Annotated in this window: 16 protein-coding genes; 10 read left to right on the forward strand and 6 right to left on the reverse strand. The window is 70.6% G+C overall.

The window, feature by feature from the left end; translation table 11 throughout:
• Positions 1 to 2: 2 nt before the first annotated feature.
• From RT2_RS11610 to RT2_RS11635, 6 genes are all read left to right on the forward strand, one after another.
• Positions 3 to 1,271: an NAD(P)/FAD-dependent oxidoreductase gene (locus RT2_RS11610; RefSeq protein WP_072844938.1), complete on the forward strand. Its 1,269-nt coding sequence runs from the start codon at positions 3 to 5 to the stop codon at positions 1,269 to 1,271.
• A 39-nt stretch (positions 1,272 to 1,310) separates the two neighbouring features.
• Positions 1,311 to 1,958 (forward strand): HD domain-containing protein, encoded by a 648-nt coding sequence (locus RT2_RS11615; protein ID WP_072844939.1) that lies wholly within the window; start codon positions 1,311 to 1,313, stop codon positions 1,956 to 1,958.
• Positions 1,955 to 3,433: an aldehyde dehydrogenase family protein gene (locus RT2_RS11620; protein ID WP_072844940.1), complete on the forward strand. Its 1,479-nt coding sequence runs from the start codon at positions 1,955 to 1,957 to the stop codon at positions 3,431 to 3,433. The genes RT2_RS11615 and RT2_RS11620 overlap by 4 nt, the downstream gene beginning before the upstream one ends.
• A gap of 45 nt (positions 3,434 to 3,478) precedes the next feature.
• On the forward strand, positions 3,479 to 4,756 hold the full coding sequence (locus tag RT2_RS11625) for a helix-turn-helix transcriptional regulator (protein ID WP_072845017.1): 1,278 nt from the start codon (positions 3,479 to 3,481) through the stop codon (positions 4,754 to 4,756).
• A gap of 155 nt (positions 4,757 to 4,911) precedes the next feature.
• Entirely contained in the window at positions 4,912 to 6,000 is a 1,089-nt protein-coding gene (locus tag RT2_RS11630) for an S-(hydroxymethyl)mycothiol dehydrogenase (protein WP_072844941.1), read from the forward strand.
• 38 nt (positions 6,001 to 6,038) lie between these two features.
• The gene (locus RT2_RS11635) at positions 6,039 to 6,659 is read left to right on the forward strand and encodes an MBL fold metallo-hydrolase (RefSeq protein WP_072845018.1); all 621 of its coding nucleotides are present in this window, start codon (positions 6,039 to 6,041) and stop codon (positions 6,657 to 6,659) included.
• A 103-nt stretch (positions 6,660 to 6,762) separates the two neighbouring features.
• On the opposite strand, the gene RT2_RS11640 is transcribed toward RT2_RS11635, so the two are convergent.
• Positions 6,763 to 7,401: a TetR/AcrR family transcriptional regulator gene (locus tag RT2_RS11640; protein WP_072845019.1), complete on the reverse strand. Its 639-nt coding sequence runs from the start codon at positions 7,399 to 7,401 to the stop codon at positions 6,763 to 6,765.
• A gap of 215 nt (positions 7,402 to 7,616) precedes the next feature.
• Here RT2_RS11640 and RT2_RS11645 point away from each other — a divergent pair, with 215 nt between their 5' ends.
• Positions 7,617 to 8,339: a hemerythrin domain-containing protein gene (locus tag RT2_RS11645; protein ID WP_307718209.1), complete on the forward strand. Its 723-nt coding sequence runs from the start codon at positions 7,617 to 7,619 to the stop codon at positions 8,337 to 8,339.
• A 78-nt stretch (positions 8,340 to 8,417) separates the two neighbouring features.
• On the opposite strand, the gene fdhD is transcribed toward RT2_RS11645, so the two are convergent.
• Both fdhD and RT2_RS11655 read right to left on the reverse strand, forming a co-directional pair.
• The gene (gene fdhD, locus RT2_RS11650; RefSeq protein ID WP_072844943.1) at positions 8,418 to 9,242 is read right to left on the reverse strand and encodes a formate dehydrogenase accessory sulfurtransferase FdhD; all 825 of its coding nucleotides are present in this window, start codon (positions 9,240 to 9,242) and stop codon (positions 8,418 to 8,420) included.
• Positions 9,242 to 11,554: an FdhF/YdeP family oxidoreductase gene (locus RT2_RS11655; RefSeq protein ID WP_072844944.1), complete on the reverse strand. Its 2,313-nt coding sequence runs from the start codon at positions 11,552 to 11,554 to the stop codon at positions 9,242 to 9,244. The genes fdhD and RT2_RS11655 overlap by 1 nt, the downstream gene beginning before the upstream one ends.
• Before the next feature lie 126 nt (positions 11,555 to 11,680).
• Here RT2_RS11655 and RT2_RS11660 point away from each other — a divergent pair, with 126 nt between their 5' ends.
• The gene (locus RT2_RS11660) at positions 11,681 to 12,688 is read left to right on the forward strand and encodes an iron-siderophore ABC transporter substrate-binding protein (protein ID WP_072844945.1); all 1,008 of its coding nucleotides are present in this window, start codon (positions 11,681 to 11,683) and stop codon (positions 12,686 to 12,688) included.
• A 28-nt stretch (positions 12,689 to 12,716) separates the two neighbouring features.
• Here the strand turns inward: RT2_RS11660 and RT2_RS11665 are convergent, their stop codons facing one another.
• The 3 genes from RT2_RS11665 to RT2_RS11675 all read right to left on the reverse strand — a co-directional run bounded on the left by RT2_RS11665 (position 12,717) and on the right by RT2_RS11675 (position 15,894).
• A complete protein-coding gene (locus RT2_RS11665; protein ID WP_072844946.1) occupies positions 12,717 to 13,400 on the reverse strand; it encodes a methyltransferase domain-containing protein in 684 nt (227 codons plus the stop codon).
• Positions 13,397 to 14,398 carry a zinc-binding dehydrogenase gene (locus RT2_RS11670; protein ID WP_072844947.1) on the reverse strand — a complete coding sequence of 334 codons (1,002 nt, stop codon included), beginning with the start codon at positions 14,396 to 14,398 and terminating at the stop codon, positions 13,397 to 13,399. Before RT2_RS11670 ends, RT2_RS11665 begins: the two co-directional genes overlap by 4 nt.
• Before the next feature lie 80 nt (positions 14,399 to 14,478).
• Positions 14,479 to 15,894 carry an amidase gene (locus tag RT2_RS11675; protein ID WP_072844948.1) on the reverse strand — a complete coding sequence of 472 codons (1,416 nt, stop codon included), beginning with the start codon at positions 15,892 to 15,894 and terminating at the stop codon, positions 14,479 to 14,481.
• Positions 15,895 to 15,915: 21 nt separating this feature from the next.
• Between RT2_RS11675 and RT2_RS11680 the strand changes: the two genes are divergently transcribed.
• Both RT2_RS11680 and RT2_RS11685 read left to right on the forward strand, forming a co-directional pair.
• Positions 15,916 to 16,236 carry a GNAT family N-acetyltransferase gene (locus RT2_RS11680; protein ID WP_139191237.1) on the forward strand — a complete coding sequence of 107 codons (321 nt, stop codon included), beginning with the start codon at positions 15,916 to 15,918 and terminating at the stop codon, positions 16,234 to 16,236.
• A gap of 22 nt (positions 16,237 to 16,258) precedes the next feature.
• Positions 16,259 to 18,934 carry a valine--tRNA ligase gene (locus tag RT2_RS11685; RefSeq protein ID WP_072844950.1) on the forward strand — a complete coding sequence of 892 codons (2,676 nt, stop codon included), beginning with the start codon at positions 16,259 to 16,261 and terminating at the stop codon, positions 18,932 to 18,934.
• Position 18,935 lies beyond the last annotated feature (1 nt).

The raw sequence follows: 18,935 nt of genomic DNA on the forward strand, positions 1-18,935 counted from the left end.
AAATGAACACCACTACGGAGAAGTCGAACACCGGCCTGCTGATCATCGGCGCAAGCCAGGCGGGCGTGCAGTTGGCGGGTTCACTGCGGGCCCTCGGATACGAGCCGCCGATCACCCTGCTCGGCGAGGAGGACCACCGTCCGTACCAGCGTCCGGCGCTGTCCAAGGACTTCCTGCAGGGCGCGGTGGATTCGGAGTCGCTGATCTTCCGGACGGCCGAATACTGGGAGGAACACCGGATCCGCCTCGTCAAGGGCGAGCGGATCACGGTGATCGACAGGGAGTCGGACGGTTCGGGCGTCGCCACGGCCGCATCGGGGGCGCGCTTCCCGTTCGACCGCTTGGCCCTGACGGTCGGTGCGCGCGCCCGGCACCTGGACCTCGAGGGCAGCGAGCTGTCCGGGGTCGTGTACCTGCGCAATGCCGACGACGCGCTGGCACTGAAGGCGCTCATGCCGGGCGCGACCGACGTCGTCGTGATCGGCGGTGGGTTCATCGGGCTCGAGGCGGCCGCGAGCGCACTGAAGATGGGCAAGCGGGTCACCGTTCTGGAGGCCGGACCGCGGCTGGTGGGGCGCGCCGTCGGCCCGGAGACCTCCGAGTTCTTCCTCGACGCGCACCGCCGGCGGGGCCTCGACATCGAACTGGACGCGCAGATCGCGGCCGTCGAGGGTGTCCACGGCGCCGTCACCGCGGTCCGGATGGCCGACGGCCGGGTGATCGCGGCGCAGATCGTGCTCGTGGGCATCGGGGTGATTCCCAACGTCGAGCTGGCACAGTCGCTCGGACTGCTGTGCGACAACGGAATTCGTGTCGACGAGTACGCGCTGGCCTCCGACGGCGTGACCGTCGCGGTCGGGGACTGCGCGAACATGCCGAACCCGGTGCCCGGCGCGGCGGCGGGCGACCGGATCCGCATCGAGAGCGTCAACAACGCGATCGAGCACGCCAAGGTCGCGGCCTACTCGCTCACCGGACGGAGGTCGGAATACGCGGGGATTCCGTGGTTCTGGTCGAACCAGGCCGACCTGAAGCTGCAGATCGCCGGGCTGTCGACCGGATACGACCACACAGTGGTCCGCCGCGACGACGCCAAGGGCAAGTTCTCCGTCCTCTACTACCGGTCCGGGCAGATCATCGCCGCGGACTGCGTGAACCACCCGCTCGACTTCATGGCGGTCAAGAATGCCCTGGCCAAGCGCGGGAACATTCCCGCCGACCTCGCCGCCGAACCCGCCACCGCCCTGAAGACCATCACGACCGCGGCCTGATCGCACCTGGCCCACCGGCCACGAGAACCGAGGAACACCATGCTCATCACCACCAACCGTCCCGTCGACACCTCGCCGATCGAGCTGTCCGCGGCGGCCGGCACCGACCTCGACCGGATCTGGAAGTCGGTGATTCCCGAGACCCGCGCACGCGGCAACGACATTCACCTTCCGATCTCGCTCGCCTACGCAGAACGGCTCTGCGCCGCCCATCCGGAGGCGGACGCACTGCTGGTGCGGGTGTCGATCCTGCTGCACGACACAGGCTGGGGCCGCGTCGACGAATCACGCATCATCTCCGAAGGATTCAGCGGCGACTGGCGCAAGGCCGAGATCCGCTTCGAGCACGAGCGGCAGGGCTGCCTCATCGCCGAGGAGGTGCTGCCGCCACTCGGCTACGACGCCGACTTCGTCGGCCGGGTCTGTGCGATAGTCGACGGCCACGACACCCGCCCCGACGCGAAGTCGCTCGAGGACGCGCTGGTGCGGGACGCGGACCGGTTGTGGCGGTTCTGCTCCACGGGAATCGCGTTGGCGTCGTCGTGGTTCGCGCTGACCCCCGCCCGCTACTGCGATCGACTCGAGAGCGAGATCGTTCCGGAGTTCAAGACCGAGGCCGCGGTCGCGATCGCGGCGGCGGACCTGGTCCGCTCGCGGGCACTGCTCAAGACGGAGGTACTGCGGTGAAGGGTGCCGCAGTGACGCGCGACTCGTTGGACCTGCCGTACACCCACGTCGACGACATCTTCGTCGACGGGGCGTGGGTGCGGGTGAGCGGCGGCGAGCGCATCGACGTCGTCGACCCGGCTACCGGGGAGGTGTGGGGGTCGGTGCCCGAGGCCTCCGCGGAGGACGTGGACCGCGCGGTCGGCGCCGCGGACCGCGCGTTCCGCGGCGCCGGGTGGTCCGACCTCGCGCCGTCGGCGCGGGCGGAGTACCTGCGGCGTTTCGCCGACGAGGTGGTCAAGCGCGCGGAACCGTTGTCCTGGACCAACACCCGCGAGAACGGTAGCCCGATCGCGGAGACCGGCGGCGCGGCGGCGAACGCGGCGGGGATCCTGCGCTACTTCGCGTCGCTGGCGCCGTACCTCGAGGCCCCGGACGTGCGTCCGTACCCGAACCGGCCGGGCGAGACCGTCGTCCATCGTGATCCGGTCGGGGTGTGCGCGCTGATCGCGCCGTGGAACTTCCCGATCAACCTGGTCGTCGCGAAGCTGGCGCCGGCGCTGATCGCCGGCTGCACGGTCGTGATCAAGCCGGCGCAGACCACGCCGTTGTCGATCCGCTTCGTGGTGGACGCGGCGGTGGCGGCCGGGATTCCGGCCGGAGTGATCAACCTCGTCACGGGGGCGGGCCGGACCGGCGACCTGCTGGTGCGGCATCCGAAGGTGCGCAAGGTGGCGTTCACCGGCTCCACCGCGGTCGGCCGTCGGATCGCGGCCGCGTGCGGTGAACTGCTGCGCCCGGTGACCCTCGAACTCGGCGGGAAGTCGTCGGCGATCGTGCTCCCGGACGCCGATCTGGACGCGATGTCGAACGTGCTGATCCGGTCCTGCATGCGCAACACCGGCCAGACCTGCTACATCGCCACCCGCATCCTCGCGCCGGCGCAGCGGTACGACGAGGTGGTGGACATGGTCACCCGCACCGTCGCGGCGGCGAAGCAGGGCGACCCGTTCGACGAGGACACCGAGTTCGGCCCGTCCGCGACCGCGGCCCAGTACGAGACGGTGCTCGGATTCCTGGAGTCGGCGCGGGCGGAGGGGGCCCGGGTCACGACCGGTGGCACGAAGGCCGAGACCGAGCGCGGCTGGTTCGTCGTGCCGACCGTGCTCGCCGACGTGACCCCGGACATGCGGGTGGCCCGCGAGGAGATCTTCGGACCTGTCGTCACCGTCACGCGTTACGACACCGTGGACGAGGCGGTGGCCCTGGCAAACGACACCGAATTCGGCCTGGGCGGCATCGTGTTCGGGCGAGACACCGACGCCGCGATGGCGGTGGCGCGCCGCATCGACACCGGGTCGATCGGCATCAACTTCTTCGCCTCCAACCACAGCGCCCCGTTCGGTGGTCGCGGGGACTCCGGACTCGGAGTCGAGTTCGGGATCGAGGGCCTGGGTGCCTACCTGACGCCGCAGTCGGTGCACCGGACAGGCTGAGAGGTGGCTGCCGATAGGGTGCAGCGCGTGAGCAGTACGACCGCGATCAACGCGACGTGGAGCGCCGAGCAGCCCCTCCTCGACGGGCTGCGCAGTGTCCTCGTCGGCCCGCTGCCGGAGATCGGTCGGCGGTTCTCGATGCTGCTGGCGCCGCTGTTCCCGCACTCGGCGCTGGTGATCTTCACCCGCGAGTGCACCGGCCGGCCCCGCAAGGTGGCGGGTGATCCGCGGATCACCGGGCGGGTGACGGTCGCCGAGTTGGATCGGCTACGGACCGAACTCGGTCCGGCGCAGCCGGATTCGTCGCGGGCACGGCGCGGGAGCGCGGTCCTCGCGGGGCGCGAACACCCGACGCTCGCGATTCTCGACCGCACCGACACCCTCCTCGTGATCGTGCCGGGCGACATCGCGGACACCGATACGGACACGGACCTGCTGGCGTCGCTGTTCGCGGTCGTCGCGCTCGGCATCACCCTCCAGGTCGGACACGCGAGCCCCGCCTACCTCGCCGAGTCGCGGGCGGCGTCAGCCGAGCGAGCCCGCACCATCGCCGAACTCACCGGGGCGCATGCGGCGACGCTCGAGACGATTCTTGCGACGCTGCGCTCACCCGACCTCGACGATGCCCGGGCCCGGGTCACCGCGCGGGAGTCCGCGACGTCGGCGCTGATCGGGCTGCGTTCGGCGGTCGATCGGCATCGGGAGCTGGCGGAGGAGGCGGCGACCACCGCGTTCGCCCGGCTGCGCGGCGAACTGCGTGGGCTGGTTCCGGAGGGTGTCGACGTCGAGCTGGTCGAACCACCGGTGGGCGGCCGGGGCCTTCCCGGGGAGGTCGCCCACGCCGCCCGCGCGGTGGTGCGGGGCGCTGTGCTGGGTCTGGTGGTACAGCCCGAGCTGCGTCGGCTGCGGGTGTCGTGGGGCAGCGACGGCGCGAGCCTGCTGATCGATGTCCGCGACGACGGCCGCGGCGTCGCCGACCTCGCTGAGTTGGACAGGCAGCTGCGGCCTCGCGTCGACACCCTCGGCGGCACCTACGAGTCGGAATCGACGCCCGGGTGGGGGTCACGACTGTCGGCGGTGCTGCCGCTGGATCCGCCGGAGGCGGGGAGCCGGCACACGCTGTCGGTACTGGGGCCGCGCGAGGTGGAGGTACTCGAGCATCTCGTCGCGGGCCGGCGTAACCGGGTGATCGCGGAGAGGCTTCAGGTCAGCGAGAGCACCGTCAAGTTCCACGTCACGGCGGTGCTCCGCAAGCTCGACGTGGGTACCCGGGGCGAGGCGGCGGCGGTCGCGGTGGAGGCCGGGGTCCGGCCGGCGCCCTGACCTGACTCGACAAACCGGACCCGTCCACCCCGCACTTCGGTCAGGCGACACCATCCTTTCGGTCAGGTCGTTGGGGCATGCCGGCCGCGTTACGGTCGACATGCGGGTATCGCACTGTGCGCACTCGCGCCGTCGACAAGTGAGGAGACCAGGCCATGCCGCAGCAGGTACGGGGAGTGATCGCGCGCGCCAAGGGTGCACCGGTGGAGATCGCGGAGATCACGATTCCCGATCCAGGCCCGGGCGAGGTCGTCGTCGCCGTCGCCTCGTGCGGCGTGTGCCACACCGACCTGACCTACCGCGACGGCGGGATCAACGACGAGTACCCCTTCCTGCTCGGCCACGAGGCCGCGGGAGTCGTCGAAAGTATCGGTGAGGGAGTCGATTCCGTCGAGGTCGGCGATTTCGTCGTGCTCAACTGGCGGGCCGTGTGCGGACAGTGCCGGGCGTGCAAGCGGGGCCGCCCGCAGTACTGTTTCGACACCTTCAACGCGACGCAGAAGATGACGCTCGAGGACGGCACCGAGCTCTCGCCCGCGCTGGGGATCGGCGCGTTCGCGGACAAGACCCTCGTCCACGCGGGACAGTGCACCAAGGTCGACCCGTCCGCGGACCCGGCTGTCGTCGGACTGCTCGGCTGCGGCGTGATGGCAGGCATGGGCGCCGCGATGAACACCGGCAACGTCGGCCGCGGCGACTCGGTGGCCGTGATCGGCTGCGGCGGCGTCGGCGACGCGGCGATCATGGGCTCGCGACTGGCGGGCGCGGGCACGATCATCGCGATCGACCGTGACCCCCGCAAGCTCGAGTGGGCGACGGAACTCGGTGCCACCCACACGATCAACGCCTCCGAGGTCGAGGACGTCGTCGAGGCCGTGCAGGAGCTCACCGGCGGATTCGGCGCCGACGTCGTCGTCGACGCGGTCGGCCGCCCGGAGACGTGGAAGCAGGCGTTCTACGCCCGCGACCTCGCCGGCACCGTCGTCCTGGTCGGCGTGCCCACCCCCGACATGACGCTCGAGATGCCGCTGGTCGACTTCTTCTCCCGCGGCGGCTCGCTCAAGTCGTCCTGGTACGGAGACTGCCTGCCCGAGCGTGACTTCCCGATGCTCGTCGACCTCTACCAGCAGGGTCGGCTGCCGCTGGAGAAGTTCGTCACCGAGCGGATCGCGCTCGACCAGGTGGAGCAGGCGTTCGAGTCCATGCACCGCGGCGAGGTGCTGCGTTCGGTGGTCGTGCTGTGAGTGCCGGGGCGAGCGGAGCGACGGGGAATCGACACAGCCTGCGGGTGGACCGCGTCGTCACCTCCGGGACGTTCGAACTCGACGGCGGAACCTGGGAGGTGGACAACAACATCTGGCTGATCGGTGACGACTCGGAGGTGGTGATCGTCGACGCCGCCCACACCGCGCAGCCGATCGTCGACGCGGTCGGTGGGCGGAAGGTGGTCGCGATCGTCTGCACCCACGGCCACAACGACCACGTCACCGTCGCACCGGAACTGGCGGAGCGACTCGACGCCCCGATCCTGCTGCACCCGGCCGACGACGTGCTCTGGCGAATGACACACCCCGAGGTCGCGCACCGGTCGCTCGAGGACGGGCAGCGGATCGCGGTGGCGGGCACCGAGATCCAGGCGATCCACACGCCCGGTCACTCGCCGGGCTCGACCTGCCTGTACCTGCCGGAGGCGGGGGAGTTGTTCTCCGGCGACACCCTGTTCTCCGGGGGACCCGGCGCCACCGGCCGCTCCTACTCGGACTTCCCGACGATCATCGGCTCGATCCGGGACCGGCTTTTCGCCCTGCCGGCCGAGACGACGGTGCGGACCGGGCACGGCGACGGCACCACCATCGGCACCGAGGCCCCGCACCTCGAGGAGTGGATCGCCCGAGGCAACTGACGCGAAGGTGCCGCCGCCGGTGCTGTGCACCGGCGGCGGCGCGTCGACCGTCGGAACGGCGGTGGCGGGCCCGGCATCACGGTGCCTGGCGATGCGAACACGGCTACGGGCAGATGGCGGCGATGACCGTTCGTGTCATCCAGTCCGCATACCTGTCGAGCGTCCATCCCCTTTCGAGGACAAGTCGCTCGTAGATGTCGATCGCGAGGTAGATCCACAGCACATCGCGCACCTCGTCGACTTCGATGCCGGGGCGAAGTCGGCCGGTCGCCAGCAGGTTACGTCCGAGCATCTCCATTCCGGTCAGGCCTTCATCGTTGAGTTGCTGCCAGACCGGGATCAGCGAGTCGTCCACATGCCGTCCGTCGCGAATCAGGATCAGCACCTTGGCGGACCGCTGCTGGCGCTGTGCCAGACCGTGGACGAACATCTCGATCTTGCGGCGCACATCAGGCTCGGCGAACATCGCCTGCTGCTCGGGTCGGTCGGCGACAGACACCGACTCGTCGTCACCGGCGATCGCGAGATCGAACACCGCCTTCGCCAGCGAAGCCTTGCTCCCGAAGGCTTTGTACAGGCCCTTTACCGAGACGCCCGCCCGATCGGCGACCGCCGCCATTGTGGTGGCCCGGAAGCCGTCACGCTCGAACAACTCATGTGCGGCGACTACCACCGCGCGCCGTCTTTCGCGGGACTGCCGCTGCCTGCCGGATGCGTCGTAGCGCCTCTTGACGTCGGCCATCACCGCTCCCATACTTTAGGTACAACCTAGTTGTACCCAATATACGCAATCCGGAATGCCACGCCATTCCACTGGTCGACCCGTCCCTTTGAGCGGGGTCGACCGCTATGGCCGCGATGTCCGGTGCGCCTTCGAGAACGTGGTCAACAGGGCGGGGCGCGACGCATTCGATTCGCCTTTGACCGCTCGGCGCGGACGAAGGGAAGGACAGTGCCATGAGGGCAAGGAGCGGGGAGCGCCGTGAAACCGATCTGCGCACCGCCGCCAAGATGCGGAACATGGGGATCGTTCACAGCGCGCTTCGCCGCGACCTGGAACGAACCCGCCTCACACTCGAGACTCAGCCGTACCCGGAGGGCCGACGCCGTCGAGCGCTGGCATCGCACGTCCTGTGGGTGATGAACGTCCTGCACATGCACCACACCGCCGAGGACGCCGGGTTGTGGCCACTGATCCGGGTCAAGAATCCGTCGGCGGGTGCACTGCTCGACGAAATGGATGCCGACCACAAGCGGATCGCTCCCGCGATGCGCCGGGTGGAGGAGGCCGCACGGGCCTACCACGACGACGGGTCCACGCGGGAAGGCGTGCTTGCGGCGCTGGCCGGACTCGGCGACGTCCTTCTGCCGCACCTGAGGCGCGAAGAACGGGAGATGATGCCAATCGTCGGATCCGCACTGACGACCGACGAGTACCTCGCAGTAGAGACGGAGTACTTCGTCAAGCCGAAGGGCTTCAGGGAACTGGGAGCCGAAGCGCCCTGGATCGTCGACGGACTCCCGCCGGAGGACCGCGAGGTGATCATGGGCGTGATCCCCGCCATTCCCCGCTTCGTACTCCTGCACGGTTTCGGGCCGGGTTACCGCCGCAGGTCTGCCCTGCTGTGGGGGGACGGACCGGCGGCTGCCGTGCCGTCGCTCAAGCTCTCGCCGGCCTGACCTCGCGAGGTTCGGCGCGCCGCAGGATCCAATGCTGCCTCCAGAGGGGTGGGGGCATGGTCGGGCGGACTCGGGACCTCACGCCAGCTTGATGCGCTGCTCGCCGGTGTAGACGTTCATCGTCTCGCCGCGGAGGAACCCGACCAGAGTCAGGCCGGACTCCGCGGCGAGGTCGACGGCCAGCGAGGACGGCGCTGACACCGCGGCCAGCAGCGGGACCCCGGCGACGACGGCCTTCTGTACCAGCTCGAACGAGGCGCGACCACTGACCACCAGCACCGCCTCGGACAGCGGGACGCCGCCCGCAGTGAGCGCCCAGCCGAGCACCTTGTCGACGGCGTTGTGCCTGCCGACGTCCTCGCGGACCGCCAGCAGCGCGCCGTCCGCGGTGAACAGCCCGGCGGCGTGCAGGCCGCCGGTGCGCTCGAAGGCCTGTTGCCGGGTCCGCATGGTCGGCGGCATCGATGCCAGCACCGCGGTGGCGACGGTGAGCGTCGAGGCGGTGAGGTCGTACGGCGCGCGCACCCGCACCGCCTCGAGCGAGGCCTTGCCGCACACCCCGCACGCCGAGGTGGTCAAGAAGTTCCGCTCCGCGACAACGGGTTCCGGCGTTCCCGGGGCGAGCGCAACGTCGAGCACGTTGTAGGTGTTGGCGCCGTCGGCGTCCACCCCGTCGCAGTACCGGATCACCGAGACGTCCTGCGCCGAGGTGATGATGCCCTCGCCGAGGAGGAATCCGTGGACCAGGTCGATGTCGTGGCCCGGGGTGCGCATCGTGACGGACAGCGCCCGCCCGCCGATCCGGATCTCCAGCGGCTCCTCGACGGCGAGGCTGTCCGGACGCCGGGCGGTCCCGGTGGCGCTCATGCGCAGCACCGACCGTCGCGCGGTGACGCGCCCCATCATCGGCTCCCGGTGGGTTCGAGGCGCACCAGCACAGCCTTGGACACGGGGGTGTTCGACTTGGCGGCAACGTGATCGAGCGGCACCAGGGGGTTGGTCTCCGGGTAGTAGGCGGCGGCGTTGCCCTTCGGGGTGTCGTACTCGACCACCCGGAAGTCACTGACCCGGCGCTCCTCGACGGTGCCGTCGGCCGCCGTCCACTCCGAGACGATGTCCACGGCGGCGCCGTCGGTCAGGCCCAGTTCGGCGAGGTCGGCGGCGGACACGAAGATCACCCGGCGGCCGCCCTTGACGCCGCGGTAGCGGTCGTCGAGGCCGTAGATGGTGGTGTTGTACTGGTCGTGGCTGCGCAGGGTCTGCAGGATCAGCCGGCCGGGGGGAGTGGGCACCCAGCGCAGTTCGTTGCTGGCGAAGTTCGCCTTGCCGGTGCGGGTGGGGAACTCGCGCCGGTCGCGCGGCGGGTGCGGCAACTGGAAGCCGTCCGGCCGGCGCACCCGTTCGTTGTAGTTCTCGCAGCCCGGCACCACCCGTGAGATCGAGTCTCGGATCCGGTCGTAGTCGGCGGTGAACGCGGCCCACGGGACCGGGTGACCGGGGCCGAGCAGCTCCTGGGCGAGATCGCAGACGATCGAGACCTCGCTGCGCAGGTGCTCGCTGACCGGCGTGAGGTTGCCGCGGGACAGGTGCACCATCGACATCGAGTCCTCTACGGAGACAAGTTGTTTCCCGCCGGCCTGGATGTCCTTGTCGGTGCGTCCGAGGGTCGGCAGGATCAGCGCGGTGCGCCCGGTGACGACGTGCGAGCGATTCAGCTTGGTGGACACCTGCACCGTCAGGGCGCAGCGGCGCAGCGCGTCCTCGGTGGCCGCCGTGTCCGGGGTCGCGCGGGTGAAGTTGCCGCCCATGGCCATGAACACGCCGGCCCTGCCGTCGCGCATGCCGCGAATCGCCTCGACGGTGTCCCAACCGTGGGCCCGGGGACTGGTGATGGAGAACTCGCGGTCGAGGGCGTCGAGGAAGGCGTCGGGCATCCGCTCCCAGATGCCCATGGTGCGGTCGCCCTGGACGTTGGAGTGGCCGCGGACCGGGCAGACGCCGGCGCCGGGCTTGCCCATCATGCCGCGCATGAGCAGCAGGTTGGTGATCTCCTGGATGGTCGCCACCCCGTGGGTCTGCTGGGTCAGGCCCATCGCCCAGCAGGCGATGGTCCGTTCGGACCGGGCCAGCGCGGCCGCCGTCTCGTGCAGCTGCGCCGACGTCAGACCGGTCGCCTCGAGCACGACGTCGAGATCGACCGCGCGGACCCGCTCCTCGTACTCGTCGAATCCGGCGCAGTGCCGCGCGACGAACTCGCGGTCGACCACGGTGCCGGGTGCTGCGTCGTCGGCCTCCAGCAGCAGCCGCCCGAGTCCCTGGAACAGCGCCATGTCGCCGCCGAGCCGGATCTGCAGGAACTCGTCGGCGATGTCGGTGCCGCGGCCGACGACGCCGCCGACCCGCTGCGGGTCCTTGAACCGGAGCAGCCCGGCCTCCCGCAGCGGGTTGATCGCGATGATCTTGGCGCCGTTGCGCTTCGCGGCCTCCAGGGTGGAGAGCATCCGTGGGTGGTTGGTGCCGGGGTTCTGGCCGGCGACGAGGATGAGGTCGGCGAACTCGAGGTCCGGCACGGTGACCGAGCCCTTGCCGATGCCGATGGACTCGGTGAGCGCGCTGCCGGAGGACTCGTGGCACATGTTCGAGCAGTCCGGCATGTTGTTGGTGCCGAAACTGCGAATCATCAACTGGTACAGGAACGCCGCCTCGTTGCTGGTGCGTCCCGACGTGTAGAAGACGGCGCCGTCCGGGCTGGGCAGCGCCCGCAGTTCGTCGGCGATCATCCGGTACGCGTCGTTCCAGCCGATCGGGGCGTAGTGCGTCGCGCCCTCGCGCAGCACCATCGGCTCCGCCAGCCGACCCTGCTGGCCGAGCCAGAAGTCGGTCTTGGTGGCGAGTTCGGCCACCGAGTGCTCGGCGAAGAACTCGGGCCCGACGCGGCGCAGGGTGGCCTCCTCGGCAACGGCCTTGGCGCCGTTCTCGCAGAACTCGGCGGGCCGGCGGTGGCCGGGCGTCTCGGGCCAGGCGCAGCCGGGGCAGTCGAATCCGTGTCGCTGGTTGAGCCGGGTGAGGGTCTGCGCGGTGCGCACCACACCCATCTGCTCGACGGAGCGCTGCAGCGAGACCAGCACCGCCGGCACACCGGCCGCGTGGTCCATGTGTGGGGTGATCACCAGGTCGGATTCGTCGATGTCGGCGTCGGGTCCCTTGCGCGTCATGCGTCCATAGTGGACTCGCCGGTGAACGGCCGGACACGGACCGCGACAAATGGCCCGTCATTTCGGCTAGCCTTACCTCGCTTCGGTGAGGACCGAAGGGTTTTGTGGCACGACGGAGGAGAGTCGATGGCAGACGTTGGACGGTTGACGCGTCGGGGATTTCTGATCGGGACGTCCGGTGCGCTGCTCGCGTTCGCCGCCGCCTGCAGCAGCAGCGGGGACGGTGACGGCGGTTCCGCCGGCGGGTCCGGGGCGACCCTGACCGACAAGTACGGGCAGACCGAGGTCGGTGCCGACCCCCAGCGGGTGGCGAGCGTCGGCTACAACGACCAGGACGCGATCCTCGCGCTCGGCACGGTGCCCGTCGGTGTCTTCGACTGGTACGGCAACCAGCCCGACGCGGTGTGGCCGTGGGCCCACGACCTGCTCGCCGGCGCCACGCCCGCAATCGTCGGTACCGCCAGCACCGGGATCAACATCGAGAAGGTCGCGGCCACCAATCCGGACCTGATCGTCGGCACCTACTCCGGCATCACGCAGAGCGAGTACGACAAGCTCAGTGCCCTCGCGCCCACCGTCGCGCAGCCCGCGGACTACGCCGACTACGGCGTGCCGTGGCAGGACCAGACCCGGATCATCGGCAAGGCGCTGGGCCGCTCGGACAAGGCCGAGGAACTGGTCACTGGGGTGCAGGACAAGTTCACCTCCGTCGCGGCCGCGAACCCGTCGTTCAAGGGCAAGACCGTCATCGTCGGCGCGCTCAAGGGCCCCGGCCAGTTCGGTGTCTACGGCCCGGAGGACCCGAAGGTCCGCTTCTTCACCGAGCTCGGCTTCGTGAACCCGCCGGTCACCCAGCAGATCACCACCACCAACTTCGCGCCGATCAGTACCGAGCAGCTCTCACTGGCCGACGCGGACCTGCTCGTCTGGTACGCGGGCGGCGGATACGGCGACAAGCTGCGCGCCGAGCTGGCGGCGACGCCGGTCTACCAGGAACTGGAGGTCGTCAAGGACGGCCGCGCCATCATCCTCGAGGACGAGGCCGCCGAGGCGATGACCTGGAGCACGGTGCTGTCGTTGCCGTACGCGCTCGACCAGATCCCGCCGCGGATCGCGCCGCTGCTCGCCAAGTAGCGACCACGACGCTGGTGTGCCGCTGCCGTCACGGGCGCCGGCACACCAGCATTTCGTCGGCGCCGCGCTGGAACTCGTAGTCGACCGCGGTGACGGTCGTGTCGACGCCGCGGGCGGCGAGTCGGTCGCGGAGCTCGCCCAGGTGCGGGTAGCGGGCCGTGCTGCCCGTCGGCACCAGCGGGAAGACGCGGACCTGGTCGCGGGCCACCCGGACCAGTTCGGCCAGGTAGGCGAGATGGGTGTCGAGGTCGAGGCGGTCGGCGTAACTGAAGAGCAGGTGCGAGGACAGCACCAGGTCGAAGGACCGGTCGCCGAAGGGCAGGGCCGGCAGCGCGGCGTGGACATACGCCTCGGGGCGGTCGACGAAGTCCCGGACGAACGCGTCGGCCGCGGTGAGCCGGTGGCCGAGGTGCTCGTCCGGGGTGGCGAAGAACCGGTCGGAGAAGCCCTCGTGGTGCTCCGCGATGTAGCGGTTGCCGCGCTCGACCTCGGTGCGCACCGAGTCCAGGAGCGACTGCCGGTCCCCGTATGCGCTGTCGCAGGCGGTGGCTCGCGTGCCCGACTCGTGCGCGGTCGCGGTGAATGACGACGCCCCGGCGGGGCAGTCGAGCACCGTGCCGGACAGGTCGTCGCCGTCCAGTGCGAACATCGCCACGTACTCCTCGAACGAGCGGGACGTCACCAGCGTGGCGCCGATGCTCGGAACGCTCACGGCACCAGCACCACCTTGCCGACGTTGCGACGCTCGGTGAGGATGCGGTGTGCCTCGGCCGCCCGGTCGAAGGGGACCACGTCGGAGACCACCGGCGCGACGGTGCCGTCGTCGATCAGGGCCCGCAGCGGGGTGATCCACGGCTCGAGGGTGCCGCGGTCGTCCCACAGCCGCAGCATGTTCAGCCCGATCACCGCCTTGGACTCGGTCATCTGGTCCATGGCGTTGAACCCACGGATCATGTTCAGCGCCTGGGGCAGGGCCTTGAGCAGATTGCGCTTGTCGCCGGATACCACCGAACTGGCGCCGAACGCGACCAGTCGTCCGCCCGGCCGCAGCAGTCGGTAGCTGCGGCGCAGCGACGCGCCGCCGAGCGCGTCCATCACCACGTCCATCGGCGGAAGATTCTTCTCCCAGCCCCGCTTTCGGTAGTCCAGGGCCACCTCGACGCCGAAACCCCGGATGGCGTCGTGCTTTCCGGGTGACGAGGTGCCGTACACCTGCGCGCCGTGTCGGGCGGCGATCTGTGTGGCCGCGATGCCGACGCCGCCCGCGGCCGCGTGGATCAGCACCCGCTCGCCGGCCTGCAGGTTGCCGTAGCCGATCAGGCCGGCCCACGCGGTCGCGTAGTTGACCGGGATGGCCGCGCCCTGCTCGAAGCTCAGCGAGGTCGGCAGCGGCACCGCGTCCTGCTGCCGAACGCAGACCTCCTCGGCGTAGCCGCCGAACCGGGTGCCGGCGAAGACGCGGTCGCCGACGGCGAAATCGGTGACGTCCGAAGCGATCTCGGTGACGACGCCCGACACCTCGTAACCGACGACGCTGGGCAGGGGAGGGGCGTCGGCGTACAGCCCAAGTCGGGCCATCACGTCGGCGAAGTTGACCCCGGCAGCACGGACCTCGATGCGCAGACCGCCGGGCGCGAGCGTCGGGGACGGTCGTTGCTGGACCCGGAGGACGTCGGCCTCGCCGTGCCGGGTGATCACCACTGCGCGCATGTTGTGGAGGGTAGCGCTGCGCGGCCGTCGCGGCGGGTCATCGGCGGCACTCCCACCCGACGGCGGAACCACACGCGCGGCTAGACGGAGATCGACGGCCTACGCCCGGACCACGGCACCGCCTGCTCGAACTGCGCCGCCACCTGAAGCAGCAGGTCCTCCCGGCCGTGGGCGGCCACCAACTGCACCCCGACCGGCAGGCCCTCGCGGCTCTGCCCGAGCGGCAGACTGACCGCCGGGTTCCCCGAGACGTTGAACGCCGCGGTGAACGGCCCCACCTCGAAGATCCGCCGGATCCAGGATCGTGCCGACTGCCCGGGGGCGTCGTCGTCGTAGTCGAGCGTGCCGTGCGGCGGCGGCAGTTGCCCGATGGTCGGCGTCACCAGCAGGTCGTAGCCGGTGAGGAACAGTCCGACGGCACGGGTCACCCGGTGCTGGGCGTCGAGCGCGGCCATCACCTCGAGCGCGGTGAACCCCTGCGTCTCGGACAAGACCCGCCGGGACGTGGCCTCGAGCAGGTTCGGGTCCGGCCGGTGCGGCGCTCGCAGGATCGCGGCCCCGGTCGAGACCACCACCAGCATCGCCGCCTCCACCACGTCCTCGGCGGTCAGGTCCGGGCTCGCCGGCGTCACCGTGTGCCCGATCCATTCCAGCACCTGCGCCGCGGCGACCGTGGCGTCGCGCACCTGCGGGTCCACCGGGACCCCGGACCAGGCGTCGGTGGTCACGGCCACCCGCAGCCGACCGGGGTCCGCGCGGATCGACTCCGCGTACGGGAGCGCCGGTGGGGCCGCCGCGTACTTCTCGCCGACGATCGGCCCCGAGACGGCATCGAGGAGGTGGGCGGCGTCCCGGACCGTCCGGGTGAGGCCGAACTCGGCGATCTGCCCGAACCCGGCTTCCCCGACGAGCGGACCGGACGGGGTGCGCCCGCGCCCCGGCTTCAGGCCGACCAGCCCGCAGCACGACGCCGGCACCCGAATGGACCCGCCCGCGTCGTTGGCGTGCGCGAGCGGTACCGCCCCGGCGGCGACCAGCGCGGCCGCCCCGCCGCTCGACCCGCCCACTCCGCGGCGGAGGTCCCACGGGTTGCGGGTCGGCCCGTACCGCCGGGACTCGGTCGCGAAGTTCAGCCCGAACTCCGGTGCGGTGCTCTGGCCCAGCGTCACCAGTCCCGCCGCCCGGAACCGGGTCATCAGTTCGTGGTCGACGCCCGCGACCGCGCCGCGGAGGGCGCGGCTGCCGAGGGTGAACGGCACCCCGCGGGCCATCGGGCCGCTGTCCTTGACGACCAGCGGCACACCCGCCAGCGGGCCGTCGGGGTCGGCGGTCAGCGCCGGCTCGAACAGCGGCAGCGTCAGCGCGTTCAGGTCCGGGTTCACCGAGTCCAGAGCCCGCCGGGCCGCAGCCTCGACCTCGGCGGCGCTCACCTCGCCGGCGGCGATCAGGGCGCGCAGCCCGACCGCGTCGTGGTCGGCGTACTCGGCTGGTTCCATGGCCGGTCAGTCTGGTCGCCGGTGCCGGTCGACGCCACCGGTTTTCCGTGGGGGCGCCGCGGGACCGTGTCCGAGGTGGTGGAGCGGGTGCATCCGGCGGAGCCGCACCGGTGCCCGAGCGCCGTCGGCACCCTGCCCTCGGCGCGGGGCGCGCGCCACGGCAGGGCGTCGATGAACTCGCGGCTCGAGCGCTGTGACCGCGAGCACGTCTCCGCCTGCCTGGAGTCGGGCAAACAGGAGAATGTGCCCTACTACCAGCGCTTCGGCCTCGGTGTGACCGACGAGATCGTGCTCCCGGGCGGCGGTCCGGCGCTGTGGACCATGGGGCGGGCGGCGCGGTAGCCGCGTTCTCTAGAATCACTGGGTGACCAGTGCCGCGCCGCAAGACCCCAAGACCGCCGCCGACGCCCTCCCCAAGAGCTGGGACCCCAGCACGGTGGAGCAGGAGCTGTACGAGGGCTGGGTGGCGGCCGGGTACTTCACCCCGGACCCTGCCAGCGACAAGCCCGGCTACTCGATCGTGCTGCCGCCCCCGAACGTCACGGGCAGCCTGCACATGGGCCACGCCCTCGACCACACCCTGATGGACGTGCTCTCCCGCCGCAAGCGGATGCAGGGCTTCGAGGTGCTGTGGCTGCCGGGCATGGACCACGCGGGCATCGCCACCCAGAACGTGGTGGAGAAGCAGCTGGCCGCCGAGGGCAAGAAGAAGGAAGACCTCGGCCGCGAGGCGTTCATCGAGCGGGTGTGGGACTGGAAGCGTGAGTCCGGCGGCACCATCGGCGGTCAGATGCGCAGCCTCGGCGACGGCGTGGACTGGAGCCGCGACCGGTTCACCATGGACGACGGTCTCTCCCGCGCCGTCCAGACCATCTTCAAGCGGCTGTACGACGCCGGCCTGATCTACCGCGCCGAGCGGCTGGTCAACTGGTCGCCGGTGCTGCAGACCGCCATCTCCGACATCGAGGTCAAGTTCGAGGACGTCGAGGGCGAACTGGTCTCGCTTCGCTACGGCTCCCTGAACGACGACGAGCCGCACGTCATCGTCGCCACCACGCGTGTGGAGACGATGCTGGGCGACACCGCGGTCGCCGTGCACCCCGAGGACGAGCGCTACAAGCACCTGCTCGGCACCACGCTCGAGCACCCGATCACCGGCCGCCAGATTCCGATCGTCGCCGACGACTACGTCGACCCCGAGTTCGGCACCGGCGCCGTGAAGATCACCCCCGCGCACGACCCCAACGACTTCGAGATGGGCATGCGGCACAACCTGCCGATGCCGACCATCATGGACAAGACCGGCAGGATCGCCGACACCGGAACGCAGTTCGACGGCATGGACCGGTTCGAGGCGCGGGTCAAGGTCCGCGAGGCGCTGGCCGAGCAGGGCCGCGTCGTCGCCGAGAAGCGTCCGTACCTGCACAGCGTCGGGCACTCCGAGCGCAGCGGTGAGTCCATCGAGCCGCGGCTGTCGCTGCAGTGGTGGGTCAAGGTGGACACCCTCGCCAAGGCCGCCGGTGACGCGGTCCGCAACGGCGACACCACGATTCACCCCGCCAGCCTGGAGCCGCGCTGGTTCGGCTGGGTCGACAACATGCACGACTGGTGCATCTCGCGTCAGCTGTGGTGGGGCCACCGCATCCCGATCTGGTACGGCCCGGACGGCGAGGTCCGCTGCGTCGGACCCGACGAGACCGCACCCGAGGGCTGGACGCAGGACCCCGACGTCCTCGACACCTGGTTCTCCTCCGGCCTGTGGCCCTTCTCCACGATGGGCTGGCCGGACAAGACCCCGGAGCTCGAGAAGTTCTATCCCACCAGCGTTCTCGTCACCGGCTACGACATCCTGTTCTTCTGGGTGGCGCGGATGATGATGTTCGGCACCTTCGTCTCGCAGGACGAGGCGATCACCGCCGGCGAGGGCAAGTCCGGGCCGCAGATGCCGTTCAAGGACGTCTTCCTGCACGGCCTGGTCCGCGACGAGTTCGGCAAGAAGATGTCGAAGTCCAAGGGCAACGGCATCGACCCGCTGGACTGGGTGCGCGAATTCGGTGCCGACGCACTGCGATTCACGCTGGCCCGCGGCGCCAACCCGGGCAGCGACCTGTCCGTCGGCGAGGACCACGCGAAGTCCTCGCGCAGCTTCGCCACCAAGCTGTTCAACGCCACCAAGTTCGCGCTGATGAACGGCGCCGCACCGGCCCCGCTGCCGGCCCGCGACGAACTCACCGACGCGGACCGCTGGATCCTCGACCGGCTCGACCAGGTCCGCGCCGACGTCGACGGCGCCTTCGACCGGTACGAGTTCGGCAAGGCCTGCGAGGCGCTGTACCACTTCGCCTGGGACGAGGTCTGCGACTGGTACCTCGAGCTGGCCAAGGTGCAGTTCGCGGGGGACCAGGCCGAGGCCACCCGCGCGGTGCTCGGCAACGTGCTGGACGCGCTGCTGCGGATGCTGCACCCGGTCATGCCGTTCGTCACCGAGAGCCTGTGGAAGGTGCTCGCCGGCGGCGAGTCCGTCGTCGTCGCGAGCTGGCCGGAGGCGTCCGGCGAGGCCGTCGACGGCGTCGCCGCGCAGCGGATCGCGGACGTGCAGCGCCTCGTCACCGAGATCCGGCGCTTCCGCAGTGACCAGGGCCTGAACCCGGGCCAGAAGGTCGCGGCCCGGCTGACCGGCATCGCCACGGCAGACCTGGACGGACAGCAGTCGTCGGTGGCGTCGCTGGGCAAGCTCACCGAGCCCGCCGACGACTTCACCGCCACAGCTTCACTCGAGGTCCGGCTGAGCGCGGGCACCGTCACCGTCGAGCTCGACACCTCCGGCACCGTCGACCTGGTCGCCGAGCGCAAGCGGCTCGAGAAGGACCTGGCCGCAGCGGAGAAGGAGCTGGCCGGCACCGCCGCGAAGCTCGGCAACGAGGCCTTCCTGGCGAAGGCGCCCGACGCCGTCGTCGACAAGATCCGCGGGCGCCAGAGTTTCGCCACCGAGGAAGTCGCGCGGATCACCGCCCGGCTCGAGGATCTGGGGAAGGCGTGAG

It is taken from the genome of Rhodococcus tukisamuensis NBRC 100609 (genome assembly GCF_001894985.1).
Taxonomy (GTDB): Bacteria; Actinomycetota; Actinomycetes; order Mycobacteriales; family Mycobacteriaceae; genus Rhodococcus_G; species Rhodococcus_G tukisamuensis.